This is a genomic window from Cohnella cellulosilytica, assembly GCF_042431195.1.
Lineage (GTDB): Bacteria > Bacillota > Bacilli > Paenibacillales > Paenibacillaceae > Cohnella > Cohnella cellulosilytica.
Genome location: NZ_JBHMDN010000026.1, coordinates 1 through 24,802, shown reverse-complemented (window position 1 = coordinate 24,802; position 24,802 = coordinate 1). Strand labels below are relative to the sequence as shown.

The 24,802-nt window shown below is 57.6% G+C and carries 21 protein-coding genes; 1 reads left to right on the top strand and 20 read right to left on the bottom strand.

Going from position 1 to position 24,802, the window contains the following annotated elements:
* Positions 1-25: 25 nt before the first annotated feature.
* Both ACFFT4_RS19205 and ACFFT4_RS19200 read right to left on the bottom strand, forming a co-directional pair.
* Entirely contained in the window at positions 26-460 is a 435-nt protein-coding gene (locus ACFFT4_RS19205; protein ID WP_378050431.1) for a flavodoxin domain-containing protein, read from the bottom strand.
* A 1-nt stretch (position 461) separates the two neighbouring features.
* Complete coding sequence (locus tag ACFFT4_RS19200) at positions 462-953, bottom strand: MarR family winged helix-turn-helix transcriptional regulator (protein ID WP_378050430.1); 492 nt, start codon at positions 951-953, stop codon at positions 462-464.
* Positions 954-1,162: 209 nt separating this feature from the next.
* Here ACFFT4_RS19200 and ACFFT4_RS19195 point away from each other — a divergent pair, with 209 nt between their 5' ends.
* Positions 1,163-2,068: a VOC family protein gene (locus ACFFT4_RS19195; protein WP_378050429.1), complete on the top strand. Its 906-nt coding sequence runs from the start codon at positions 1,163-1,165 to the stop codon at positions 2,066-2,068.
* Positions 2,069-2,154: 86 nt separating this feature from the next.
* On the opposite strand, the gene ACFFT4_RS19190 is transcribed toward ACFFT4_RS19195, so the two are convergent.
* The 18 genes from ACFFT4_RS19190 to ACFFT4_RS19105 all read right to left on the bottom strand — a co-directional run bounded on the left by ACFFT4_RS19190 (position 2,155) and on the right by ACFFT4_RS19105 (position 24,456).
* A complete protein-coding gene (locus ACFFT4_RS19190) occupies positions 2,155-3,918 on the bottom strand; it encodes a helix-turn-helix domain-containing protein (protein ID WP_378050428.1) in 1,764 nt (587 codons plus the stop codon).
* Between the two features lie 153 nt (positions 3,919-4,071).
* On the bottom strand, positions 4,072-4,827 hold the full coding sequence (locus ACFFT4_RS19185) for an IucA/IucC family C-terminal-domain containing protein (protein ID WP_378050427.1): 756 nt from the start codon (positions 4,825-4,827) through the stop codon (positions 4,072-4,074).
* A gap of 3 nt (positions 4,828-4,830) precedes the next feature.
* Positions 4,831-5,862, bottom strand: a complete 1,032-nt coding sequence (locus ACFFT4_RS19180) for an ABC transporter substrate-binding protein (RefSeq protein ID WP_378050426.1) — start codon at positions 5,860-5,862, stop codon at positions 4,831-4,833.
* 294 nt (positions 5,863-6,156) lie between these two features.
* Entirely contained in the window at positions 6,157-7,299 is a 1,143-nt protein-coding gene (locus tag ACFFT4_RS19175) for an enolase C-terminal domain-like protein (RefSeq protein WP_378050425.1), read from the bottom strand.
* A gap of 186 nt (positions 7,300-7,485) precedes the next feature.
* Positions 7,486-8,409 (bottom strand): family 43 glycosylhydrolase, encoded by a 924-nt coding sequence (locus ACFFT4_RS19170; protein ID WP_378050424.1) that lies wholly within the window; start codon positions 8,407-8,409, stop codon positions 7,486-7,488.
* A 24-nt stretch (positions 8,410-8,433) separates the two neighbouring features.
* Positions 8,434-10,077 (bottom strand): extracellular solute-binding protein, encoded by a 1,644-nt coding sequence (locus tag ACFFT4_RS19165; protein ID WP_378050422.1) that lies wholly within the window; start codon positions 10,075-10,077, stop codon positions 8,434-8,436.
* A gap of 28 nt (positions 10,078-10,105) precedes the next feature.
* Positions 10,106-10,981, bottom strand: a complete 876-nt coding sequence (locus ACFFT4_RS19160) for a carbohydrate ABC transporter permease (protein WP_378050420.1) — start codon at positions 10,979-10,981, stop codon at positions 10,106-10,108.
* An 18-nt stretch (positions 10,982-10,999) separates the two neighbouring features.
* Positions 11,000-11,854 carry an ABC transporter permease gene (locus ACFFT4_RS19155; RefSeq protein ID WP_378050458.1) on the bottom strand — a complete coding sequence of 285 codons (855 nt, stop codon included), beginning with the start codon at positions 11,852-11,854 and terminating at the stop codon, positions 11,000-11,002.
* Positions 11,855-12,155: 301 nt separating this feature from the next.
* Positions 12,156-14,381 carry a helix-turn-helix domain-containing protein gene (locus ACFFT4_RS19150; RefSeq protein WP_378050418.1) on the bottom strand — a complete coding sequence of 742 codons (2,226 nt, stop codon included), beginning with the start codon at positions 14,379-14,381 and terminating at the stop codon, positions 12,156-12,158.
* A 147-nt stretch (positions 14,382-14,528) separates the two neighbouring features.
* Positions 14,529-15,236 carry a FadR/GntR family transcriptional regulator gene (locus tag ACFFT4_RS19145; RefSeq protein ID WP_378050416.1) on the bottom strand — a complete coding sequence of 236 codons (708 nt, stop codon included), beginning with the start codon at positions 15,234-15,236 and terminating at the stop codon, positions 14,529-14,531.
* Positions 15,237-15,255: 19 nt separating this feature from the next.
* Positions 15,256-15,987, bottom strand: a complete 732-nt coding sequence (locus ACFFT4_RS19140; RefSeq protein WP_378050414.1) for a LutC/YkgG family protein — start codon at positions 15,985-15,987, stop codon at positions 15,256-15,258.
* Positions 15,974-17,497, bottom strand: coding sequence for a LutB/LldF family L-lactate oxidation iron-sulfur protein (locus ACFFT4_RS19135; protein ID WP_378050412.1), 1,524 nt, complete (start codon positions 17,495-17,497; stop codon positions 15,974-15,976). Before ACFFT4_RS19135 ends, ACFFT4_RS19140 begins: the two co-directional genes overlap by 14 nt.
* A 1-nt stretch (position 17,498) precedes the next feature.
* Positions 17,499-18,221: a (Fe-S)-binding protein gene (locus ACFFT4_RS19130; protein WP_378050410.1), complete on the bottom strand. Its 723-nt coding sequence runs from the start codon at positions 18,219-18,221 to the stop codon at positions 17,499-17,501.
* A gap of 177 nt (positions 18,222-18,398) precedes the next feature.
* The gene (locus ACFFT4_RS19125; protein ID WP_378050408.1) at positions 18,399-19,166 is read right to left on the bottom strand and encodes a DeoR/GlpR family DNA-binding transcription regulator; all 768 of its coding nucleotides are present in this window, start codon (positions 19,164-19,166) and stop codon (positions 18,399-18,401) included.
* Positions 19,167-19,192: 26 nt separating this feature from the next.
* Positions 19,193-20,668, bottom strand: a complete 1,476-nt coding sequence (locus tag ACFFT4_RS19120) for a rhamnulokinase (protein WP_378050406.1) — start codon at positions 20,666-20,668, stop codon at positions 19,193-19,195.
* 22 nt (positions 20,669-20,690) lie between these two features.
* Positions 20,691-21,953 carry an L-rhamnose isomerase gene (gene rhaA / locus ACFFT4_RS19115; RefSeq protein ID WP_378050404.1) on the bottom strand — a complete coding sequence of 421 codons (1,263 nt, stop codon included), beginning with the start codon at positions 21,951-21,953 and terminating at the stop codon, positions 20,691-20,693.
* Positions 21,954-21,989: 36 nt separating this feature from the next.
* Complete coding sequence (locus ACFFT4_RS19110; RefSeq protein ID WP_378050402.1) at positions 21,990-22,361, bottom strand: sensory rhodopsin transducer; 372 nt, start codon at positions 22,359-22,361, stop codon at positions 21,990-21,992.
* Positions 22,362-22,386: 25 nt separating this feature from the next.
* Positions 22,387-24,456, bottom strand: a complete 2,070-nt coding sequence (locus tag ACFFT4_RS19105) for a bifunctional aldolase/short-chain dehydrogenase (RefSeq protein ID WP_378050400.1) — start codon at positions 24,454-24,456, stop codon at positions 22,387-22,389.
* Positions 24,457-24,802: the final 346 nt, after the last annotated feature.

Here is a 24,802-nt window from a genome sequence, read left to right as displayed (position 1 = left end):
ATTTCCGCCGATGACCGCGCGGCTGCTAATCGTTCATTTTCTCGGCAAACGCCTTTATTCGATCCACGAAAATTCCTTTCAGTTGGTCCGTCCCCTCCTTGGGCGCAGCATAGGCTTTATATCCGCCAAACGATGCTATGCAGACGGCTGCGCCCCTTAAATCCTCGGGAATGTTCCGCGTAACGATCTCTTCCGTCTCCTTCGGCTTCTCGTTACAGATAAAGTACCCCGCTCTCTTCTTCAGCAGCGCGTCATGATTTTTTTTGATAAAATCGCGTACCGGCCTATAGATTTTCCCGTCTCTGACCCCGGCGCCCAGAATAACGCAGTCAACCCCTTCCAGATCGGGCTTTTCCTCCTCGATATTGCAAACCGTGCAATTCGCCAGCTCGTCCGCCAACACTTTGACGCATTGCGCGGTTGCTCCCGTTTTCGTCGCATACAGCACGAGTACCGTCATCTTAATGCCCCCTTGATCTATCGGAATGGAGAAACTGAATCTGTTCCTCCAGAACCGTACATGCCTTGTCCAAAAACCGTGTAATAAGCGCAAGCTCTTCATCCGAATACCCGGAGGCCAGCTTGATCATCGCCGCGTGAAGAGGAAGATAGATGCTGCCGACCTCCTCCCTGTTCTCATATAACGGAACGATAATCACTTTCCGGCGATCGCCGGGATCCGGCTGTCTGCGAACATAGCCGCTTTTCTCGAGACGATCGATTAACGCGGTAACGCTGCCTGTCGTCAGCCCGGTCAGCCTGGACAGCTCGCCTGCGGTGATCGGCCCCTTCTCGTGCAGAATATCGACAGCCAAGAAATCATTGTTATTCAACCCCAGCCGAACCGCTGCATTTTGCTGGTAAATAACCGTACGGGCTCCCAGCCCGCGCATGCGCAGCGTGAAGTTTTCCTGCTGCTCCGCAGCAGGGGGATTCCGCTTCTCGTTGGACAATAGCTTCCGCCCCTTCCCTTTTATCTCGATAATCAAGATACTTTTAAAACAAGATAAACAATAAAACGTTTTAAAGCAAGTGTTTGGAGAAAGAACGCGTTGTTTGGAGAAAAGAACGTTGGACGTCTCCCCGAAGGTTTCCGCGGCAGACCGCAATATCCCCCCTTGTGATAGAATAAAATCGAACGCACCTTAAAGGAGGAAAAAATATGCCGCAGATCACCCCGCACCTGTGGTTCGACAGAGAAGCTAAGGAAGCCGCCCGGTTCTACTGCTCCGTTTTCCCGGATTCCCGAATCGACAGCTCGACGGTTCTGTACGATACGCCCTCCGGCGAATGCGATCTCGTCTCGTTCCGCGTCTGGGGACAGCCGTTTATGGCGATCTCCGCGGGGCCGTATTTCAAGATCAACCCTTCGATCTCGTTCACGGTGAACTTCGACCCTTCCCGAGAGCCGAACGCGCGAGAGATGCTCGACGAAGCGTGGAGCAAGCTTGCCGACGGCGGCACACCGCTTATGCCGCTGGACAAGTATCCGTTCAGCGAACGGTACGGCTGGATCCAGGACAAGTACGGCGTCTCCTGGCAGCTTATTTTGACGAACCCGGAAGGCGAGCCGCGACCTCCGATTATCCCTTCCTTCCTGTTCGTGGGCGACAACTGCGGCAAGGCGGAAGAGGCCCGCGCCTTCTACCTGTCATTCTTCCGCAATGCCCGTCCGGGCGCTCTGCATCGTTACGGTCCCGGCATGGAGCCGGATCGCGAGGGAACGGTGATGTTCAGCGATTGCCTGCTGGAGAACACCTGGGTTACCGCCATGGACAGCGCGCATTCGCACGACTTCCAGTTTAACGAGGCCGTCTCTCTGCTGATCAATTGCGAGACGCAGGAGGAGATCGACTACTATTGGGAGCGTCTGTCCGCGGTCCCCGAAGCCGAGCAGTGCGGCTGGCTAAAGGACAAGTACGGCGTCTCCTGGCAGATTTCCGCCGTTCTGATGGCCCGGATGATAACCGAAGGCACGCCGGAGCAGCGCGAGCGCGTGACGAAATCGTTCCTCAAAATGAAGAAGTTCGACTTGGCGGAGCTGGAGCGAGCGTATTCGGGAAGCTGATTCGGCGCGCAAAAAAAGACTGCCGATCCAAGCCGCTGCAGGCTTTAATCGGCAGTCTTTGCGATAGGAGCAAACCTCGCAACGCATCAGGCAAGCAAGGATTGGGCCACGTCGTCGACAATGCGGTTAATCCCGATCGGGCCGTAGGACCCGATCCAGTTCGAAGCGTCCACCGTATACACATGCCGCTTCTTCACCGCGCTTAACGAATTCCACAACGGGCTGCTCTGCATATCGGTTACCCGTTCCTGGAACAATTCGTTGTTGAGCACAAAATAATGGTTGGCGTTCACTTCCGGCAGCGACTCGAGCGAAATGTGGTACGCGGTATCGGAAACGTAATCCCCGGCAATAAAAAACGGCGCGGGCAGCCCCAGGTCCTCGTACAAGATTGCCCCCGTGCGATGGATGGACGTATGCAGGCGAATAAACGTGTCGCGCGGACGAATGAGCGCCACCCGCTGGCCCCGCAGCTTGTCGGCAAGCCGTTCCGACAATTGGGCCGTCTTGTCGCGGTACTCCCGCAGCCTGTCGTCCGCCTCGCGGCGCTTGCCCGTTATCTCTCCGAAAATGCCCAGCATCTTGCGCCAATCCTCGTTCCGGTGGAACATAAGGGTGGGAGCGAAGCGGCTTAGCTTCGCGTAAATCTCCTCATGCATCTGCGTGCATACGATCAGGTCGGGCCGCAGCGAATCCACGGCTTCGATATCGGGCTGCTCGCACGTCCCGAGCGGCTTGAATTGACCGAGCCTGGTCTGCAAATAATCGGGAAAGCAGCGAATCGTGGCCGCTCCGATCCCTACGCTGCCCACCGGCAGCTCCTTAAGCGTGATCAGCTGATCCGCAAACTGCACGTCAAGCACGGCAATGCGCTTGGGCGGCTGCCGCAGCCGGAGCTCTCCCTTGGCATGCGCAACGACTATGCCGTCGTTGGACCGGCGGCTGGAGACGGCTTCGTCGCGGACTGTCGACACCGGCAGAGCGTACGCTTGATGAGCGGCGGCGGTCCGGCGAAAATCCAGCGGAGCCGTCCCGTAATATTTCTTAAAGGCGCTGCTGAAATAATACATATCGCGATATCCGATGCTTTGGGCGATTTCCTGGACGGCTGCCGAAGTGTGCTTCAGCAGGTGGGCGGCATGCCCCATCCTGACCTGGATCACATACTCCATCGGACCCAGCTGCTTCTGCTGCTTGAACCACCGCTGCAGCTGCCTTGAGCTGCAGTGCACCAGCTCCGCCATCGCTTCCAGCTTTAACGGCTTATCGTAGTGCGCGTCGATATGCTTCGTCACAATGTCGACCGCCTCGGAAGGCGTTCGATAACCGTCCGTCTGCAGCTGCTTCAACAGCTCGTAGAGCAGGCCCTGAAGAAGCGCGTTGGCATGGAAGCTCTCCAGCCTTTGCCCTGCGCCCCATTTTTGCTCGATCTGTTCCACGATCTGATGGAGCGACAGCCGCTTGGCCGGACTGAATCCGAACGGCATCTGCAGAAAATCGCCTTCGTCCCTAGGAGAAGCGGCATCTCTTCCTTCGGAATGCATTCGCTCGGCTTTATAATAAATGGCGGTATATTCGATCGGCTCCGCAGCCGCCGCAAGCTCGATAACGGCATCCTTGCCCGCGTGGCATACGGAAAAAGGAGCGATCGGATAAGCCGCCCCGTCAACGACCAGTCTGCCGTGACCGCCTTTGGCGAAAAACAGCAAATTGGCCGGCAAGACCTCCTTATGCAGCCCGTTTCCGGGAAGCACGCTAAGCTGTCGAACGTCCAGCAGTCTGATCGCCGTATCGTTCCAGAGCGATAATGGTTTTTGCAGCGGCATCTTCCACATCTCCAAACCTGTCATCTGCTAGAGCTCCGAGCTCCTGCGATTTCGTTATCTCTTCTTTTATTTTAATTGATAACGATTCTCACAGTCAATTTCAACATTCATCCGGCATTCATCCGGAAAAAGCAGCCCGGCCGCTGCGAAGATCAGCGCCGGACTGCTTTGGACAGATTACGGTTTGGGACATTTCAGGCAATACTCGGGCGCCATTTGATAGTAGAGGCAGCACGTCAGCCGTCTGCTTCGCCCCGTGAGCCGGCGGTTTTCGTCCAGCTCCGCGAAGGAACCGAGCGGATTTCTTCTCGTGCCGAACGGCTCGCCCGGAGCCCCCCGGGTCAGATAGAAAAAATCGTCCCGCACTCTCCGGCTCAGCTCGCCGTCCCCGTCTCCGTCCCCGTCGTTTCCGTATACGGGAACGATGCGCGCCATGACGTTCTCCCACAAAATCGCCGTCGATACCGAGCCTGCGGCCGCTATCGTTTTAAGGAGAGGGGTCAGACGTTCGGCGAACAATTGCCTGACCCTCTCCGTCCGCCACGCTTCCCTCTTGCCCGGTTCGGGAGCCGTAACCTTTGCCCTCGACAATGCCATAAACGGAAAAGCGGTTCCGGCAGCCGAAGCGTCCGGATGGAAAAGCCGACAGTGCTCCAGCTCCGCCCCGATCCCTCTATCGTAGTAGGTCATGGCGCTGAGAATCGGAGCAACGAGCAGATGGGCCATCCTTTTCACCAGCATGGAGGAAGCGACGCTCAAGTTCGGGGAACCGATATGCCCCTTCAGCCACTCCAGGTACGCCCTGCAGGACTCCTCCTTAAGCAGCTCGCTTAGGGCCAGCGACTTGACGCTTGGCGGAGCTCCCTCTCCGACAGACAAGCTGTAGTCGCCGGCAAGCTCCTTCCAAGCGTCGGACGTCAGAAAATGATCCATTCCTTACGGCTGGTCCAACAATGCCGCCGCCGCTTGGTCGATAATCAGGCTGTTCGCGATCGGTCCGTAATAAGCGATCCATAAGGTGCTGTCGACCTGATACACCCGGTTGTTCTTCACGGGCTCCAGGGAGGTCCATATTTTCGTGCTCTCCAGCTCCTTGACCGCGTCCGCGAACAGCGCGTCCGACAACAAGAAGTAATAGTCGGCGCCGATCTCGGGGACGGCTTCCAGCGAAATCTCGTAGGCTGTGTCGTCTACCGCCGCGACCGACTCGGGAACCTTCAGGCCCAAATCCGTATACAGGATCGATCCCGTGCGATGCTGGGAAGTGTGAACGCGGATCCCTTCCGTTCTCGGGCGAATCAGCGCAACCGTGCCGTCTCCCAGCTTCGCGGCCAGCTGCTCTCTCAGCTTGGCGGTTTTCTCTTCATAGGCTTGCTGCACGGCTTGCGCCTCCGCCGGCTTGCCGGTTATTTTCCCCATCGTCTCGAGCGTCGCCCGCCAATCCTCGTAGAAATCCAGCACGATTGTCGGCGCGACCTTGCTGACGCTGTCGTAAACCTGCTCCTGGAAATCCGTCATGAGAATCAGGTCCGGGTTCAGCGCCACCAGCGCTTCCAGGTTGGGCTCGTCGCGCGTGCCCAATACTTTCACATCCCCTAACCGATCGCTTAAGTATTCCGGAAAATCGGTGTCGGAGCCGGCTGCCGTTACGCTTCCCGCCGGCTGTTCGTCCAGCGCAATCAGCTGGTCGACAAACTTCGTATCCAGCACCGCGATGACCTCGGGCTTTTTGTCCAGCGTATATTCGCCCTTCATATGCGTAAGGGTCACCGGAAACGGACCTTTATCTTCGGAAGCCGGCGGAGCGCTCTGCGTCTCGACGGCCGGAGACGACGAAGACGTCGCAGGCGCCGCGCCGGGAGAAGCTTCGTTCTTGCCCCCGTTGCCTCCCGAACCGCACGCTGCCAGCAAAAGCGCGAAACAAACGAACCACATTGCGAGTTGAGCCGATGGATGAAGTCTTTTCACTTTCCAATCCCCTTTTATTGGTTTGTGATAATGATTCTCATTATCGTGACTAATTGTACTTGTTTTTCGGCTCGATTCGAATGAAAGTTCGCGACAGACCTCTTGTAATTTTGCGACAATCGCTAGCGGGACAGGCTCGCCGCCCGGTCGTTGGTGCCGATCTTGGCATGGATGCCGCTGAAAAAGAGAAGGACGATTTCGACGAACGGGGAAAAGCCGCGCCTTTACGGCACGGCCCGGCTCAGTAAAATTCCCCGCCGAATGGCTCGCAGCCCTCGGTTCGGACCGCTTGCTCTAAAGGCTTGTCGTCCAGCCCGTTTCTTGAACCCATTTGCTCACGTAAGCGGAATCGAAGTTCAGACCGAAGCCCGGTTCGGCAGGGACGTGCACAAAGCCGTCTTTAACCCGGTAGCCGGAAGCATCCATCCCCTCCACCTCGATCTGGTCCCACTCGACAAATTGGAAGCCTTCAATCGCGGAAGCCAAATGACTTAAAACGTAATGGCCGTAAGGCGTTCCGTAGCTGTGCGGAGCCGATTTCACATGAGCCGCATCCAATTCGGGGCCGAGCTCCAGCCAATAGCTGAAGCCGGGGACGAGCACGTCGTACTGCACCACATCGATAATCCCTTCTTTGGCCCATTGCACCAGCGGGGGCGCAGCCAAGCCTTCCCCGTCGGCAATCAGCACGTTCATGCCGGCTTTCCGCATCCACATCTTTAAGTCTTTGTAGAGCTCTGCGTCCTCGTGAAACGCTTCCTCGATCCAATACAGCTGAACGTCCGCGGTTTCCTGCAGCACATGCTTGGTCAAGTTAAGATTATAGCCGTTATTCGCGTCTATCATGATTTTGCCATGCGGTCCGGCAACCTCGCGGATCCCGCGAATAATCGCGATATCTCGCTTGGTTCCCTCCATCAGCGGCATATGGCGCCCCCCGCGGCCGACTTTGAGCTTGAAGTTCGCCTGCCCGCGATTTTTCCCTTCAAGCGCTTCCATTTGCATGAATTCGACGGCGGCGCGTTCATCCGATAAATGAAGGTCATCGAAATATAACGAAGTATCGTAACACGCGACTTTCTCTTGTACTGTCCCTCCCGCCGAGAGCAGCGAGTTAAGAGGTTTTCCTTGCACGCGGCCAATCCAGTCGAATAGCGGCAACTCGATTCCGCGAAACTCCTCCCGAACGGTTCCCCGCTCGTTAAACAGGTCTCTTGTTTTTTGACCGACGAGCTCTTGCGCCAATGGCTTGGAAATACGCGACCAGCCGTAGCCTTCTTGTCCGGCAATGGTGATTCGCGCCAAATGCAGCGGTACGTCGACCCCATGCTCGCCTATTCGGGCGTTGGAGCCGGCATGTCTGGCGCGTTTGCCGGGCAGAGCCGCCCACTCGATTTTTTCGATTTGCCAATTCGGTTCGAAGTCGGACATATTCATGATAGAACTTCCTCCTGTCGGCAAGGTTGGGAACAATCTCCTTCAAACATCCTTATTATGTCCGTATCGGCCACAACGCGCAAGCGATAAAGCGCTTTTTCCATCGCGATAAACAAACGGGAGCGGGCCCGGGTAAGGTTCTACCGTCAAGGCCCGCTCCCGAACATGTTACAACTTCCTCGCCTGCTAGGCGTCAATCAGATAAGGCAAATCTTCCTTCCAGCCGACCTCCCGCATGGACAAATACCAGGAGCGCCCCCTATCGTTATTGCCTTGATAAAACAAGTAGGTTCTCCCGTCCTCATCCTCGAACAAGAAAGGATGGCCGGACTCGCTCTCGTTCCAGCTGCCGGGCTCGCCGTTCGGCAGCAGCGGCTCGTCGAACAGCCTTGTCCAGCTTACGCCATCTTCGCTGACCGCGCAGCCGATCTGCTGCGGACAGTTGTTATACGCACCTCCGTAGAACATGAACAGCTTCCCTTCCCGTTCGCATACTGCCGCCGCTTCGATGCATTCCTGCTCCCAGGGAAGCTCGGGCTGCAGGATGGACTTGTCGCACGCCTGTCTCCAAGCTCCTCGGCCGAAGCCGGAGTCCAATTCGGCAGTGGCCACGCCCTGCATCTGGATTTTCCCCGCAGGGTCCCGGGTAGCGAAATACATAAACAGCCGGCCGTCCCATACGATGACATCGGCGTCGATCGCCCTTCCGTTATTCCACTCGCCTGTCGGGGAGAACACCGGGTTGGAGCCGTCCTTCACAAAGCGAACCCCGTCGTCGGACACGGCATGGCATATCGCGTCTTTGGCCCCGTTGCCGTAGGTTTGATAGAACAAATGCACCCGCCCGTCCAGCACGATGGCTCCCGGCGCGCATATGCCGTTCTTCTCGCACTCCTGTTCGGGCGTAATTTCGCCGATTTTCTCCCAATCCCGAAGATTGCCGCTGCGGGCGATTCCGATCCCTCGTCCCATCCCCCATCCCGCATTCGACGATTCCGGTCCATGGGGCGCCATGGAGTAATACATGTAGTAGGCGCCGTCCAGTTTAACAACGGCCGGATCTTTGGCAAACGGCCTTCCCCGATCTGTATCCGCAAATAACATGGTCATCGCTCTTCCTCCTTCGCTTGCAGCTTATTTCACAACGAATTCCCACATATCCCGAGCCAAAAACGCTTTCTCCGAATTGTTGCCGTACCAATCGGCATAGAAGGTCTCCAGCTTGTCGCCTCCGGACTTGTTCCACAGATCCAGAGCTTCGGCGTAAGCCTGTTCAATCGTATACGAAGTCCCGGACACGAGCGCTTTGTTGTAAATATCGCCAATCTTCGATACGCTCGTATTGATTACGCTCAGGTCTTCGGGCAATGTCGGCATATGCTCGCCGTGCGTAATCGCAGGAAATTCAACGTCGGGGCTCAGATTCGCTTCGTTATTTTCCTGGATAAGCCGAAGGAAATCCTGTTCCAGAGGCTTCGAAGGATCTAGCTGGCTTTGAATGTCGGTACAGGACCCCAATTCAATCCGGGAGAGCAGCAGCTGGAAGTCGATATTCCACGAGACTTCCTTGTTGAACTTCTCGGCATCGATCGGCTGCAGGCAGCCGTTGGAGCCTTTTACCGAATCCTCCCCTTCCTGGCCGAAGCGAAGCATTTCGCCGGCGGTACGGGATGCCATGAAATCGATATACGCCATAGCGGCCTCGGGATCCTTGACTTTGGAATTGATGACAGTCGTCATCTGCACCGGATTGTTGACGCCGATGGTGAACCGGCCGAATTCGGACTTCGGCAGCTTGATCGCCTTCACCTCGGCGCTCGGAACGTTCGTCTTCAACTGCTCGTAATATTGGTTGAAGTTGACCAGATCGATCGTCCGGCCCACGAAGATGCCAATTTTGCCGTTGTTCCAGTCCTGCTGCGCTTTCTGTCCGTTCTTGTCGGCAAGAAAATCCTTGTCGACCAGTCCCGCGTCATACAGCCGTTTCTTGAACTCATTGGCCGCATTCAACTGTTTCCAGCCTCGCACCAGCTTCCCGTCTTCCACCACCCAGGTCACATTGCGGAACATGGTGTCGATCGTGCCGCCCGTTTCGCCGCTCAGAGCAATGCCGAAGGTGTCATTCGCCCCGTTGTCGTCGGGATCCTGCTCGGTGAAGGCTTTGGCCACCGCAAACAATTCTTCTGTCGTTTCCGGCACTTGAAGTCCCAGCTTGTCCAACCAGTCCGTACGAATGAGCAATGCCTGGAAGCCCACAAGCGGAGATACTCGTCCGAATTCATACATGTTCCCGTCCGGCTTGGTGGCCGCTTTCTTGATTGCCGGATACTTTTCCAGCAGCTGCTTGTAATCGGTGCTGCTATTCTCGATCAGATCGTCCACGGGCATAATCATTTTTTGCTGGTACATCTGATCGCGGAAACGAGTGTCGAATTCGAACACAACGTCCGGCGCATCCCCGGAGGCAAACAACAAGTTCAGCTTCTGCACCGACTCGCCGCGCGGGATCGGAACGTATTTTCCGTTGACGGGACCGTTCTCGTTCAGCCACTTGGTCCAGCGATTATTGTCGATCGTCCCCATTTCCTGAGGCACATTGCCCCGATCGTACATGGAGATGGAGAGCGTCGGCTTCGCTTTGGGCGCCGTCGACTCCGATCCCGGCGCCGCGGCGCCGCTCTTCTCCTCCGTCTTGGAATCGGAGCAGGCTGCCGTCATTGCCGTACAAGCGATCAATCCCGCCAGCACCAAAACCGCCTTCACGTATCTTTTTTTCATGTTGCGCGTCCCCCTCATTTTTGAATGGTTACCCTTTAACGGCGCCAATCATGACACCCTTGACAAAATACTTTTGCAAGAACGGATAAATCGCCAGCATAGGCAAAACCATGATGATAATGGCTGCCGAATTCACCATTTCCGGCGACATGACAAGCTGCTCCGACGATTCCAGACCGTTCATCTGGGCAAGCATCATCTGGCTCTGGATCATCTGCTGGACCAGCACCGCGATGTTGTATTTGGCAGGCTCGTTGATGAACATCAGGACGTTGAAGAAGGAATTCCAATACCCGACGCCGTAAAATAAAGCCAACGTGGCCAGAACCGGCATGGACAAGGGCAGGACGATTCGCAGCAGATAACGCCATTCCCCGCACCCGTCCATTCGGGACGCCTCGTCGATTTCTCCGGGGATATTCTCGATAAACGTCCGCAGCACCAGCAGATTGAAGACGCTTACGAGCCCCGGCAGCCACAAGGCCCAGTACGTATTGATAAGCTCAAGATTGCGTATGTTCAAATACGTGGGGATTAATCCCCCGCTGAACAGCATTGTAAACACAATGCCCAGCGTAAACGCCCGGCGTCCCCAAAAATAGGAACGGGTGAGCGGATACGCGGCGAGGACGGTGAACACCATGCTGAGCGCCGCCCCGACCAGCGTAATAATAACGCTGTTGGACAAGGAGGATAAGATTGGGGTGCGCTCAAACAGCTGCGTATAGGCGGCAAACGTCATCTCTACCGGAAACAGCGTGACGCGGTCCGCGGAGACGGCCCGAAGCGAGCTGGCCGAGAGCGAGGCAATGTGCATCAGCGGCAGCAGACACAACAGGGCCACAATGATCAGACCCAGATATACGCCGGCCAAATAGACGCGTTCTCCCAGCGACGGTTTCATGGGGCGGCCACCGCCTTTTTACCATAATCCATTTCCGAACCTCCTAGCGATGGCGTTGGTGGCGAGAACCAATATGAAGCCAACCAACGATTCGAACAAGCCCAATGCCGCCGTCAGGCTGAACTGCGAACCCATCAATCCGATTTTGTAGATATAGGTGCTGATCACTTCCGATACGTCCGACACGGTGGAATTTTGCAGCATGTAGATTTGATCGAAGCCAACTTCCATGACCCGTCCCATCGACAGGATCAACATCAGCACAATGGTCATCTGCAGCCCCGGCAGCGTCACGTGGCGGATCTGCTTCCACTTGGAGGCGCCGTCGATGCTTGCCGCTTCGTACAAGGTCGGATCGATGTTGGTCAAAGCGGCCAAATAAATGATTGCGCTGAAGCCCGCTTCCTTCCAGATGCCCGAGCCGACGAATATCGCAAGCCACGAGCCTTCGCGGTACAGGAACGGATAGGAATGACCGGTCAGGCTTTCCCATAATTCGCTGACGATGCCGCTCTGCTGGGAAAATACCGTGACCACCATGCCGCTGACGATAATCCACGAGAAAAAGTGCGGAAGATACACCAACGTCTGGACCGCTTTCTTGAACCACATCTTCCGGACTTCGTTTAACATGATCGCCAGCATAATCGGAAAAGGAAATCCGACGATAATGGAGAGCAGGCTGAGCACGAGCGTGTTGCGAATAATCTGAATCGTCGTGGGCGTGCTGAACAGCAGCTTGAAGTTGTCCCATCCGACCCAGGGGCTGTGCAGAATGCCGTCCGCGAAGTTGTATTTTTTGAATGCGATAATCGCGCCGTACATCGGAACGTATTTGAACATAATGAAAAAAAGAATGACTGGCGCAAACATCAAGATCAGCGGAACGTTCCTTCGCCAAACCCGGTAAATAGCGCACCACCTCCCTGCTCGCAATCCGTGATCGGTTTCCTGCAGGAATCTCCCGAACAACTCCGACTATAGGGCAACGGCTCTCGCCTTTCAATTTTCAATTTTCCCCGAACTAACAATTGATGTCGGAAGCCCGGCAGCCGGGATGCCAAAGAGCCGCCCCCTTCCGCGAATGAGGACGGCTCGCATTCTGTCGCGGCGCTTCCCGGCGCAGCCTCGCGACGGCGGGGCGACTAACTTTTTTCCCGGACTAACATTTGCGTCATTCCGGTGAAAACTGCTTCCGGTACTCGCCGGGGGTCGTTCCGACGCATCTCTTGAACGTCCGGATGAACGAAATGACTTGCGGATAACCGACTTGTTCGCCGATCGCCTGAACGGGAAGCTCGCTTTCCGCGAGCAGCCGTCGGGCTTCCGTCATGCGAAGGCTCATGACGTAATCGACAAAGCGTTCTCCGGTATTCGCCTTGAACAGCTTGCTTATGACGCGCGGAGCCAGCCCGAACGCATCGCTCAGATGATCGAGAGAAATATCGGGATTGGCATAATTAAGACGCAAATACGCGGCAATCTGTTCCGCAAGGTTGGATTGGGGCTGCTTGTGACGCCATTCTTCCAGCGTATCCGCCAGCAAGCGGAGAAACTCGCCCAGTTCGCGTCGAATGTCGTCTATCAGCTCTTTTTTCAACAGGGAAGCCGGAGAATAGCGTCGGAACGGTTCCGTCCAGTACGCCATCAACTCCTCCGGCATCTCGTTCATTTCCTTCTCAAGCGAGTAGAAAATATAATTGACGACCTCGGCCGTCTGTTCGCGGGACAATCCGTCTTGTCTGATCTCCCGGAACAACCTGTCGAACGCTTCGGTCCATTCCGGATCGGCGGCACGGATCAGCTTCACGGTCGCCTTCGCCGTCTGCAGGTGAACATAGAGGTCACCCTGGTATTTGAGCTTCCATTCGGACGCCGGATAGACGCGGTTATAGCCGTGCAGCGTGCGGTAATGCCCCGCCTGCATCGAGTCCCGGTAGGATTGATGAATGTCCTCTATGTCGCTTGCCGTCGTACCGATCGAAATCGACACGGTAAATTGGAGATTCGTCGCCACCCAATCCTTCAGCTGCGTGGAGATGTCCAGCACATTCGTTTGGTTTCGCGCTTCCCCTATATAGACGATAGAACACAATTGATCGGCTTCCTTCCACTCCGACCAGACGGAAACGCCGTGATGACCGCATATCTCGTCCAGCACGCCTTGAACGACGAATTTGAAGAGCGTCTGGTCCCGCTTGCTGTATCCGCCGCTGAACTGCTCGCGGTTATCGAGCACGATGACGAGTACGGTCGTCGATTCGAACGTGCCCGGAAGACCCAGCTCCTTCGCTTCGGCTTCCCACTCCGAATCCGACAGCGAGAACGTGCCCGCGATCAGTTCGTTGAACCAGTATCTTCTGCGAATAATGAGATCGTCTTTATGCTTCGCCTCGAATTCGTTCGATTTCTCCATCAGATTGTCCAGCGCCGTGGAAATGAATTGAAACTCGTTATGATTCGGGTTTCTCCCCAATTGAAAAGTTCTCTGCAAGGCATACCGGTCGATGCGCATCATGATTTCCTCGATCGGCTTATAGTTGCGGTGGGTCACGTAAGTCAAGATGAAGATGCCCAGCAAGATGACGATTAACGCGGGAAGCGTCCAGCCATTGAGGAATACGGACATCAGCTTCTGTTCGGACTCGGGAATGCCGACGGACAGACTCCAGCCGGTGTAATGCGATTCGACCCGGCTGATTCCCCATGATGTCCGCGGCGGCGTATCCTTAACGAACAGCGTCGCCCCGCGAGCGTCGGTCAATTCCATATAACCCGAGGTGTCGGAATTGATCGCCTTCAACGCGCGCTGGATGGCGGAAAGCTGCACATTGACGACAACGAGCCCTTTTCCCCCTGACGACATAATCGGCAGCGGCTTGGCGAACGAAACGACGTCCGTCGGCGCATCGGATTGATATTGCCGATAGATCCGCGGATACGTCCAGCCTTTCGTCCCCCGGTTCTCGACCGCCTCCTTCAGAAAAGCGCTGTCGGCAAATTCGTCGCCGGGCTTGAACAAGCCCCGGTTGGAAAGCGCTTCGCCACCGGAAGCTTTGTACAGATAGACGTCGCCGGAGAACGGGAACAACGTTCTGATATCGGTCAGACGGTTGGAGATTTCCAGCCGGGTGTACGGCGGCGACGGCTCCCGGCCGTTGATGTAATCCAGGATCATCTCGTCGGTCAGCATCTGCTGCAGCACAAATTCCTCAATCGTTTTCATCGAGGAATCGAGCACGCTGACCACGTGCGAAGCGAACAGCGCGTTTGTATTTTGAATGCGCACCTTCGTCTCGGAAACCCATTTGAGGTAGAAAAATAAAATCAGCAGCAGCACAAGAAACAGGAGAATCGGGGAATAGGAGAGCAGCAGACGGTAAAACCATTTTTTCTTCATGACAAACCTCACTCGGACTTTTGGAGATTTAGAGAAGATTCGTCGCCCGTCCGCGTTTCCCTCCTGCCACCGAGAAATCTTTTCGCCCCCTCCGCATAAAAAGGACGGCTCCCCTCGTCTTCCGACGAGAAGGAACCGCCCCGAACGTTAAAGATATTTCGTCAAAATGTTCTCCACATGCTCCAGATGGCGCCTCATCGTCTGCGAAGCCCGCTCGGGATCGCGGAGACGCACCGCGTCGTAGATCGCGGAATGCTCCCGGTAGAGCCGCTCGGCCACCCGCTGGTTGGAATAAAGCTCTACTCGGCGAATGTCGCGGATCGCCGCCTCCAGCTGGCCGACGATCGATTCGAACAGCCGGACCATAATGGAATTGTGCGTCGCCTTGGCCAGCGTGAGATGGAACAGCACATCCGTCCGCTCCCCTTCCAGCTCCTGTCCGATCGCCTGCTCCATCGCGCGCATCAGCGCTTCGAATTCGCCCAGATCGTCGTCCGTGCGCTTGACCGCCGCGATGGCCGCGTTGGACACCTCCAGCGACTGCCGCGCTTCGAGCAGGTCGTGCAGAACGGCGCGGTTCAGCCGGAGCGAATCCAGCTCCGGCACGGCCACCTCCGCCGGCGCGTTATGGATGACCCGGCAGCCGCCGCCTTGCCGAATCTCGATGAGGCCCATCGCCTTTAGCGCGCTTAACGCCTCGCGGGTCGTCGAGCGGCCCACGCCGAAGCTCTCCGACATTTCCTTCGTCGAAGGCAGCTTGTCGCCGACCTTGAACGTGCCGTCCAGAATCATCCGCATGAGCTGATCCTTGATCTCCTCGTAGTGATTCCGTTTCGTCAGCCGGGTCATCTCCATGCGCGCGCTCGCCTCCAATCTAACCGACGAGCAGCGCGTATACGATGCCCGGACCGTGCACGCCGATCGTCAAGTCGTTCTCGATATCCGAAGACCGGCTCGGCCCGGAAATAAAGTGGATGCCCGCAGGCAGGCTTTCCCGTCCGCCCGCGTCGAACGTCGCCATCACTTCGCCCAGCCTCGTCTTCAGGCGATCGAGCGGAATAATCGCGATCAGCACGGTCGGCAGCAGGCTGACGGAGCGGCCCTTGTCCTTCGAGGACATGACGACCATCGAGCTCGTATACGCCGCCGCGTGGTCGACGATCACGACGCCGATGTCGGCCTCCGCCGAGCGCGCCTTCCAGTTTTCCTCGGCGTCCGTGTTCCAGACCGAGACTTGCGCTTCCGGCAGACGCTCCTCCAGTCCCAGCGCGGCAAGCTCCGGCTCGTTCTGGCGGATGATGTATTTCGCGTCGAGCTCCTCGGCCTTGCTTGTAATGAATCGCTGCGCGTCCTCCATCGACGACAGCCGCTCGACGTGACCGCCCACGCTCTTGAAATTTTCCGTGAACCGCTCGATGCGCTCCTGCTCGGTCCATTCGTAGACGTTCCAGAAATCCGGAGAACCGCGGAACGGATGCTCGGGCGCCTTGCCGACCATCGGCCGTCTCAGCTTGGAGGAGATATGGCCGATGAATTTAAGCTGCTTGGCGCGGGATTTCTCTTCCATCTCTTTGAGCCACTGATCCTGCGTTTTAGCCGTGTCCATGTCCGTGCGTCCCTCCGTTCTTGCGGCTTAGCACCGCTTGCTCCAACCGCCGCTTGATGTCCGGCGACATCTCCTTGAGACCTTCGCGAATTTCCGAATCCAGCGTCGGCCACTGCTGGCGGAAGCTCTTCTTCGGCAGCGTAGGCGTCACGCGGTACGTATTCCAGCCTTTCAGCGGGCCGACCTTCAGCCGGATGCCCCCGTCCCTGGCGACGAACTTCTGCCCGATCTTGCCGAGCTTCAGCACCGCGCTCATCCGCCCGGACTTCGAGAACAGCGTCGCGAAGCCTTTCATTCCCGCGTCCTCGAGCTTGTTGCTGTGGCCGGCTTCCACCTTGCGTCTGCGCAGATAGATCAGCATCTCGTGAAGCGGAATTTTCACCGGGCAGGCCTCGTAGCAGGCCCCGCACAAGCTCGAGGCGTTGGCGATGTCGTCCCATTCGGCGATATTTTTTTGGAGCGACGGCGTCAGCACGGCGCCGATCGGGCCGCTGTAGGTGCCGCCGTACGCATGGCCGCCGATATGGCGGTAGACCGGGCAGGCGTTCAGGCAGGCGCCGCAGCGGATGCAGTTCAGCAGCTCCTGGAACTCCGGGTCCCCGAGCTGCAGCGAACGTCCGTTGTCGACGATGATAATGTGCATTTCGTCCGGACCGTCGGCGTCTTCGGAGCGCCGCGGGCCGGTAATGCCCGACATGTACATCGTCAGCTTCTGGCCGGTCGCCGAACGCGGAAGCAGCGTCGCCATCACCTCGAGATCGGCCCAGGACGGAATGATCCGCTCCATGCCCATCAGCGTAATTTGCGTTTTCGGCAGCGTCGTCACCATGCGGGCGTTGCCTTCGTTCTCGAACAGCACCATCGAGCCGGTCTCGGCAATCGCGAAGTTGCAGCCCGTCATGCCGATATCGGCTTCGAGAAATTTCGAACGCAATCTTCTGCGCACATAGCCGGCCAATATTTTCGTATCCGCCTCCAGCTTCTCGCCCGCGTCTTCCGACAGCAGCTCCGCGATCTGGAAGCGGTTTTTATGAATCGCGGGAATGATAATATGCGACGGCGGCTCGTCGGCCAGCTGAATGATGTACTCGCCGAGGTCGGTCTCGATCGCCTCCACGCCGATTTTCTCCAGCGCCGCGTTCAGATGCAGCTCCTCCGACACCATCGACTTCGATTTGACGACGGTTTTGGCGCTTTTGCGCTCGGCGATCGCCATCGAGATGTCGACCGCTTCCTGCGCGGTTTCCGCGAAATGCACGTGAACGCCGTTCGCGCGCGCGTTCTCGACGAACAAATTCAGATAATAGTCGAGATGCGCGATCGTGTGCAGCCGGATCTGGCGGCCCCGCTCGCGCCATTCCTCCCAGTTGCCGTGCTCCTTCGTCGCTTGCAGCTTGCCGTTCTTCAGCCGCTCCGTCGTGAACTTGACCGCCTTGCGCAGGAAGTCGTTGTTCAGCGCCAGCTCCGCGCGTTCCTTGACCGTCGCTCCGCCCTTGGCACCGTGGCTCATCTTACTGCACCCCCTCGTAGAGCAGCTCGGCCAAGTGCATCACTTTGACCGGCTCGTTCCGATAACGCAGGTTGCCCGCGATGTTCATCAGGCAGGCCATGTCGAGTCCGACGAGCACTTCCGCTTCCGTCTCTTTGACATGGTCGCTCTTCTCGCTCACCATCGCGCCGGAAATGTCCGACATTTTAACCGCGAACGTTCCCCCGAAGCCGCAGCAATCCTCCGCGTGCGGAAGCGGAACGAACTCCAGTCCTTTGACGTGGGTCATCAGCGCCATCGGCTCGTCCTTGATGCCCATCAGACGGCTGCCGTGGCAGGAAGGGTGATACGTCACCTTATGCCGGAATGTTGCGCCCACGTCGGTTACGCCGAGCACGTTAACGAGAAATTGCGTGAACTCGTACGTCTTGCTCTGCAGCGCCAGCGCCCTGTCCAGCATCGCCGGATCGTGCTCGAACAGCTTCGGATAATGGTGCACCATGCCCGCGCAGGAGCCGGACGGCGCGATCACGAAGTCGCTGTCCTCGAACGCCTCGATGATCGTTTTCGCGGTCGTCCGCGCCTCGTTCCAGTATCCGCTGTTAAAGGCGGGCTGGCCGCAGCACGTCTGGATCGGCGGAAATTCCAGCGAAACGCCGTACCGGGCCAGCAAGCGGACCATCGCCTCCCCGACTCTCGGGAAGATCGCGTCGCTCAGACAAGTAATAAACAAAGAGACCTTCAATGTGCCGCACCCCTTTCGCTTCTCTTCTCATATTATCAGGTTATCAGACAAGTTGACAATCACAAATCCCGCCCATTTTGCAAAAAAACGTTCCCGAGAACCGCGCCCCCTCCGTTATCGCTGCCGAAACGCAAGATTGGTTCGCGTCCTCCCTGGAACCGCTTATTCCGGGCCGTGCTAGACCGTTACCACATGAATGCCGAGGCCTTCCAGCCGCTCGATCGTCTCCTCCGGCATCCGCCGGTCGGTAATGATCGTATCGACCTCGGACAGATCGGCGACGTGCGTGAACGCCTGAACGCCGAACTTGCTGGAGTCGGCGAGCAGGACAACCTCGTCCGCGATGCCGATCATCCGCTCCTTGATCCGGGCCTGCAGCTCGTTCGATTCGCTGATGCCGCGTTCCAGATGCACCCCTTTGCAGGAGAGAAACACCTTGTCGACATGATAGGCGTCAAGCGAGCGCTCCGCCAGCGGCCCGACGAAGGACAGGGAACGCTGGGCAAGAATGCCGCCGGTCGAGATGACCTGAATTTTCTCCTTGCCGCTGAGCTCCGTCGCGACCTTGATCGAATTGGTCAGCACGGTCAAGTCGAGGTCGGGCACGTCGGCCGCCATGTACCAGGCGGTCGAGCTGGCATCCAGCAAAATGCGATCCTTGGGCGAGATGCGCTTGATCGCCTCGAGGGCAATCCGCTTCTTCTCGTCCGCGTTCGTAATTTCGCGCACGGCATAAGGAATTTCCGGATGCAGCGCGGACGTTTCCTTGACGCTGACCGCGCCGCCGTGGGAACGGCGCAGCCGCCCCGCCCGCTCGAGCCGGTCCAGATCGCGGCGGATCGTCTCCTCCGTCACCCGGCACAGCTCGCTCAGCTCGGATACCCGGATGCTTCCTCTTTCGTTGACCAAGCCTACGATTTTCTCATATCGCTCCGCAACCAGCATGTGCATCCTCTTTTCGCAAACCGATTTTACTCCGCCAGCCCCGTCAGCGTCAGGAAGCGCCGATAGGCGCCGACCCACAGCTCCGAATCGCTTGGCTCGTATGTTTCCACAGGGAACGACTCGCGAATCGCTCTCCGGGCTTCCCAAATATCGGCGAACGCGCCTTGAGCGATCCATTGAACCACCAGGTTGCCGATCGCGCTTCCCTCCGACGGTCCGGCCCATACGGGCTTGCCGATCGCGTTCGCGGTCCATTGGCAGAGCAGCGTATTCTGGATGCCGCCTCCGACCATATGCAGACCCCCGAAGCGCTGTCCGGACAGCCGCTGCGTCATTTCGAACACGCAGCGATATTTTAACGCCAAGCTTTCCAGGATGCAACGTACGATTTCGCCCACGGTGCCCGGAGCCTCCTGGCCCGTACGCGCGCAATATTGTTCGATTCTGGCCGGCATGTCGCCCGGAGGCAGGAACAAGTCGTCGTCCGGATCGATAAAAGAGGCCAACGGTTTCGCGTCCGAAGCAAGCCGCACAAGCTCGGGGAACGAATACGAACGCCCCTCGCGCTCCCATTCCCTCCGGCACTCCTGCAAAATCCACAAGCCCATAATGTTTTTCAGCAGCCGGAACGTATTGCCGAAGCCGCCTTCGTTCGTAAAATTCAGCTTCTGCGCCAGATCGTGAAGGACGGGCTTGTCGACTTCCGTGCCCATCAGCGACCATGTTCCGCAGCTCAAGTAAGCGAACGACTTCTCCGTTGCCGGAACGGCGACGACCGCCGAGCCCGTGTCGTGCTCGGCCACCGCATAGACGGGAACCGGGTCGACGCCCAATTCCTCGCATACGGACGGCTTGAGCTTGCCCGCGAGCTCTCCCGGCTTCAGCACGCGGCCGAACCAGCTCTTCGGCAGCTCGAGCATGCGCAGAAGCTCGGCATCCCAATCGTCCTTGACCGGATTGTACAGCTGCGTCGTCGTGGCGTTCGTGAACTCGTTGTGCATTTCTCCCGTGAGAAAATAGCGCAGCAGATCCGGAATCATCAGCAGCCGGCTGCTCTCCCGGAGCAGCGGAGACTTCGCCTGCTTCAACGCGTAGAGCTGATAGATCGTGTTAAAAGGAAGAAACTGAATGCCGGTCCGGGCGAAAATGACCGCGGCCGGAATTTCGGCCATCACCCGTTCCATCGCCCCCTCCGTATGACGGTCGCGGTAATGGTACGGGTTGCCGTCCAGCTCTCCGTTTTTGCCGATAAAGCCGAAGTCGACCGCCCAGGAATCGATGCCCATGCTCTGCAGGTCGATGCCCCGGTGCTTGGCTTTCAGCAAGCCTTGCTTGATTTCGTGATAGAGCCGCAAAATGTCCCAGTACAGGCGGTCGCCCACCTGTACGGGATCATTGGAAAAGCGATGCAGCTCCTCGACCTCGATCCTGCCGTCCGTCAGCCGTCCGAGCAGCGCCCTGCCGCTGCTCGCGCCCAGATCGAACGCGAGTACGCTCGACATCTCTCATCATCCCCGGTTGATATTAATTGCCGCGCTTAAGCAGCACGTCTTGCTCGTAGGCTTTCACTTCGCCCAGCCATTCCTCGCGAACGGGAACGCCGTTCTTCTCGCAATAGTAGTCCCATACCGCGCCGAACGGATACGATTTGAACTCTTCCGTCAGCGCCAGACGTGTCGTATAGTCGCCTTCCAGCTCCGCTTTCTTGAGCTCCTCGATCGGGTCGAGCATGGCGCGAAGCAGCGATTTGATCGTGTTGCGCGTGCCGATGACCCAAGCCGCGACGCGGTTGATGCTGCCGTCGAAGAAGTCGAGGCCGATATGCGTCTTGCCGAGCAGATCGCCGCGCACGAGCTCGCGGCCGATGTCGATCAGTTCGTCGTCGAGCGTGACGACATGGTCGCTGTCCCAGCGCATCGGGCGGCTGACGTGGAGCAGAATGCCGTCGGCGAACAGCGACAGCGAGCTCAGCTTGTTGGAGATCACTTCCGTCGGATGGAAGTGGCCGGCGTCCAGGCAGATCAGCTTGTTGTTGCGCAGGCCGTAGCCCATGTAAAATTCGTGGGAGCCGACGACGTAAGCTTCCGAGCCGAGACCGAACAGCTTGCTCTCGACCGCGTCCAGGTTGTGCGCGGGATTCAGCTCCTCCGCGAACACTTCGTCCAGCGCGTCCTTCAAGCGTTGTCTCGGCGCCAGACGATCCGCCGGAACGTCCTTGAAGCCGTCCGGAACCCAGACGTTCGTGACGCACGTCTGGCCGAGCTGTTCTCCGAAGTACGCGCCGATCTTCCGCGAAGCTTTGCAGTGATCGATCCAGAAACGGCGAATTTCCGGGTCCGGATGGCTCAGCGTAAAGCCGTCGCTGGACTTCTCATGAGAGAAGCAGGTCGGGTTGAAGTCCACGCCCAGCCCTTGTTCCTTGGCCCAATCGACCCATTTCTGAAAATGCTTCGGCTCCAGCTCGTCGAGCTCCACCTTCTCGTCGGTGTCGGCGTAAATCGCGTGGAGGTTGACTTTATGCTTGCCCGGGATGAGGGAAAACGCCTTCTCCAGGTCCGCGCGAAGCTCCTCGGGCGTTCTGGCCGCTCCGGGATAGTTGCCCGTGACGGAGATGCCTCCGGTCAAATCCTGATCCTTGTTCAGAAACCCTTTGACGTCGTCGCCCTGCCAGCAGTGCATCGAAATTTTGATTTGCGCCAGACGCTCCAGCACCTGGTCGACGTTAATGCCGTGCTTGGCGTACAGCTGCTTGGCGGCCTCGTAGTTGTTGACGGTGGATTGTTGCATGCGCGTTCCTCCTCGGCTTCGGTTTATTTTATCGGTTTATTTTATAGGATAAGCAATGACGGACATGAGAGCGTTCTCGGATTGCGTCGAATCGAGCCGGCTGTACTGCACGATGACCGGGATATCGCTTACAACCTCGATCGCGTAAGGAACGCCGACCGGAATCGGCGCTCCTTCCTTGTGCAGCGAGCTCGTTCGGATATGCTTGGTCCTTCTGGCTCCGACGACGACCATAATGTCCTCCATCGGTTCGCGATCCTCGAAGAAAATCGTGAATTTCAGCAGAGCGTCCTCCGACGCTGTGTTGAGCACGCAGACGGATTCGTGGCTCGTCAGCTGCCCGGAGCTGAGTTCGGGAATGTAGGCGTCCGGAATAAACCAGACTTTCTCCCCTTGCGGCCTATGCATAGGAACGATCCCTCCGATGTTTGGGTTATCGAGTGAACGCCGCGGGTACGCCGCCGTCGATCGTCAGCATGCAGCCCGTCGTTTTGGCGGACTTGGACGAGGCGAAGAACGCGATGCCTTCCGCGATGTCTCTCGGATAAATGTTGACCAGCAGCGTCGTGCGCTTGCGGTAGTATTCTTCCAGTTGATCCGGCTCGATGCCGTAAGCGGCGGCGCGCTCGTTGCGCCAGCTGCCGTTCCAGATCGCCGAGCCCTGCAGGATCGCATCCGGCAAAATCGTGTTGACGCGGATGCCGAATTCTCCGCCCTCGGCCGCGATGCAGCGCGCCAGATGGGCTTCCAGCGCTTTGGCGGCGCTGTAGGCGGTGGCGTTCTTGCCGGCGTAGACCGAGTTCTTGGAGGCGATGAACACCATGTTGCCTCCGATGCCCTGCTTCTTCATCACTTTGAACGCTTCGCGGGCGACGAGGAAATATCCCGTGCCGAGCACGTTCATGTTCAGGTTCCATTCCTTCAGCGACGTCTCGTCGAACGGGCTGGAAGTCGCCAGTCCCGCGTTGTTGACGATGATGTCCACGCCGCCGTAAGCGAGCGCCGTCGCGTCGTAGGCCGCTTGCACCAGCTCCTCGCTCGTGACATCGACTTTAACGGCCAGCGCGCGGTTTTCTCCCCACTTGGCGTTGATCTCGCCCGCGACCTTCTCGGCGCCTTCGAGGTTCAGGTCGGCCAGCACGACGTGCGCGCCTTCCGAGACGAGGCGGCGAGCCGTTTCGCTGCCGATGCCGCCCGCGCCGCCCGTGATGAACGCAACCTGGCGGGAGAACTCGGCTTCCGGCGGAGCCAGCGACAGCTTGTAAAGCTCAAGCGGCCAATACTCGACGTTGTAGGACTCGTTCTCGGACAGCGAGACGAAGCTGCCGAGAGCCGTCGCGCCTCTCATAACCGCGATCGCGCGGTGATACAGCGCGCCGCTCACCTGCGACATCGCCCAGCTCTTGCCGGTGTTGATCATGCCCACGCCCGGGATCAGGATCACGCGAGGCGCGGCTTCGAACATGACGTCGCCTTCGTTTTTGTTGCGCTCGAAATAGGCGGTGTACTGCTCTTTGTAAGCGGCGACGCCTTCCTTCAGCTTGGCGATCAGGCCGTCGATGTCGTCGGCGTCAGGCGTCCAGTCGATGAACAACGGCACAACCTTTGTGTGCACGAGGTGATCCGGGCAGGCTGCGCCCACTTGGGACAGCTTCGCGGAATCTTGGCCGGAGACGAATTGCAGCACGTCGTCCGCGTCGTCGAAGCTCAGAATCATCTTCTTGGCGTCGCTGACCGCTCCGCGGATCGTCGGCATCACTTTGGCCGCGATGTGTTTGCGGACGTCGGCCGGAAGCGTAGGGTGCTTCGCTCCGCCGAACACCTTCGCTTCGTCGATGCGCGCTTCGATGAACGCTTCGGCTTCGCTGATGATCTTGATCGTCTGCGCGTAGCACGCTTCGGACGTCTCGCCCCAAGTGACCAGGCCGTGTTTTTCCATCAGCACGAGCTCGGCTTGCGGGTTGTTCAGCACGCCTTCCGCGATCATCTTCGACAGCGCGAAGCCCGGACGGATGTACGGAACCCAGACGAAACGGTCGCCGAAAATCTCTTTGGCCAGCTCTTTGCCGTTATCGGCACAGCACAGGCTGATAATCGAATCCGGATGCGTATGGTCCACATGCTTAAACGGCAGGAAAGCGTGCAGCAGCGTCTCGATCGAGGCGCGCGGGTGCTTCGCATCGATCATGCAGTTCGCCAAGTAAGCGACCATGTCCTCGTCGGACATCTCCGCTTTCTCGAACAGCGGACGAATGTCCTCCATGCGCAGACCCGTGAAATTGCCCGCTTTCATCGTCGCAAGATCGGAGCCGCTTCCTTTCACGTACATCACTTCGACGTCGCGTCCGCGAAAATCCTGCACGACCGTTTTCGAAGACGTGTTGCCGCCGCCGTAATTGCACACGCGACGATCCGTACCGATAATATTCGAGCGGTATACGAGCTGATCCAGACCCGATTGCAGCTCATTTGCTTTCGATGCTTGCCACAAGCTTTGTACCATGGATTTACCTCCGGATAATGTTTTGTTTGGTTTTGAACCCATTCTAACACACCCGTTTATTTTTGAATATCCCCCAAAACAAACACAAACAAAAAAATATCGCGAACTAGCTCGACCGTTTGACCACCTTTTGCAGTCCCTCAGACCGCTAATTCCCCCAATTGCCTGCTTTCCCCCATTTAGCGGCCTGGCACACCGCTAATGCCCCCATTTGTCGACTTTCCTCCATTTAACGGCCTGATAGACACTAGCCATGCGTAAAACCTGACATAAAAAAAGACAAGCTATATGTTACTAATTATGGTAATTGTTAATTGTTTTACCTGTCCATCCATAAAAAAATCTC

Excerpts from the sequence above, each read along its gene's own strand:
- ACFFT4_RS19205 (WP_378050431.1), bottom strand. The coding sequence starts at position 460 with ATGACGGTACTCGTGCTGTATGCGACGAAAACGGGAGCAACCGCGCAA.
- ACFFT4_RS19150 (WP_378050418.1), bottom strand. The coding sequence starts at position 14,381 with ATGAAGAAAAAATGGTTTTACCGTCTGCTGCTCTCCTATTCCCCGATT.
- ACFFT4_RS19160 (WP_378050420.1), bottom strand. The coding sequence starts at position 10,981 with ATGAAACCGTCGCTGGGAGAACGCGTCTATTTGGCCGGCGTATATCTG.
- ACFFT4_RS19140 (WP_378050414.1), bottom strand. The coding sequence starts at position 15,987 with ATGGACACGGCTAAAACGCAGGATCAGTGGCTCAAAGAGATGGAAGAG.
- ACFFT4_RS19170 (WP_378050424.1), bottom strand. The coding sequence starts at position 8,409 with ATGACCATGTTATTTGCGGATACAGATCGGGGAAGGCCGTTTGCCAAA.
- ACFFT4_RS19195 (WP_378050429.1), top strand. The coding sequence starts at position 1,163 with ATGCCGCAGATCACCCCGCACCTGTGGTTCGACAGAGAAGCTAAGGAA.
- ACFFT4_RS19185 (WP_378050427.1), bottom strand. The coding sequence starts at position 4,827 with ATGGATCATTTTCTGACGTCCGACGCTTGGAAGGAGCTTGCCGGCGAC.
- ACFFT4_RS19135 (WP_378050412.1), bottom strand. The coding sequence starts at position 17,497 with ATGAGCCACGGTGCCAAGGGCGGAGCGACGGTCAAGGAACGCGCGGAG.
- ACFFT4_RS19105 (WP_378050400.1), bottom strand. The coding sequence starts at position 24,456 with ATGGTACAAAGCTTGTGGCAAGCATCGAAAGCAAATGAGCTGCAATCG.
- ACFFT4_RS19165 (WP_378050422.1), bottom strand. The coding sequence starts at position 10,077 with ATGAAAAAAAGATACGTGAAGGCGGTTTTGGTGCTGGCGGGATTGATC.
- ACFFT4_RS19190 (WP_378050428.1), bottom strand. The coding sequence starts at position 3,918 with ATGACAGGTTTGGAGATGTGGAAGATGCCGCTGCAAAAACCATTATCG.
- ACFFT4_RS19145 (WP_378050416.1), bottom strand. The coding sequence starts at position 15,236 with ATGGAGATGACCCGGCTGACGAAACGGAATCACTACGAGGAGATCAAG.
- ACFFT4_RS19110 (WP_378050402.1), bottom strand. The coding sequence starts at position 22,361 with ATGCATAGGCCGCAAGGGGAGAAAGTCTGGTTTATTCCGGACGCCTAC.
- rhaA (WP_378050404.1), bottom strand. The coding sequence starts at position 21,953 with ATGCAACAATCCACCGTCAACAACTACGAGGCCGCCAAGCAGCTGTAC.
- ACFFT4_RS19155 (WP_378050458.1), bottom strand. The coding sequence starts at position 11,854 with ATGTTTGCGCCAGTCATTCTTTTTTTCATTATGTTCAAATACGTTCCG.
- ACFFT4_RS19125 (WP_378050408.1), bottom strand. The coding sequence starts at position 19,166 with ATGCTGGTTGCGGAGCGATATGAGAAAATCGTAGGCTTGGTCAACGAA.
- ACFFT4_RS19120 (WP_378050406.1), bottom strand. The coding sequence starts at position 20,668 with ATGTCGAGCGTACTCGCGTTCGATCTGGGCGCGAGCAGCGGCAGGGCG.
- ACFFT4_RS19175 (WP_378050425.1), bottom strand. The coding sequence starts at position 7,299 with ATGAATATGTCCGACTTCGAACCGAATTGGCAAATCGAAAAAATCGAG.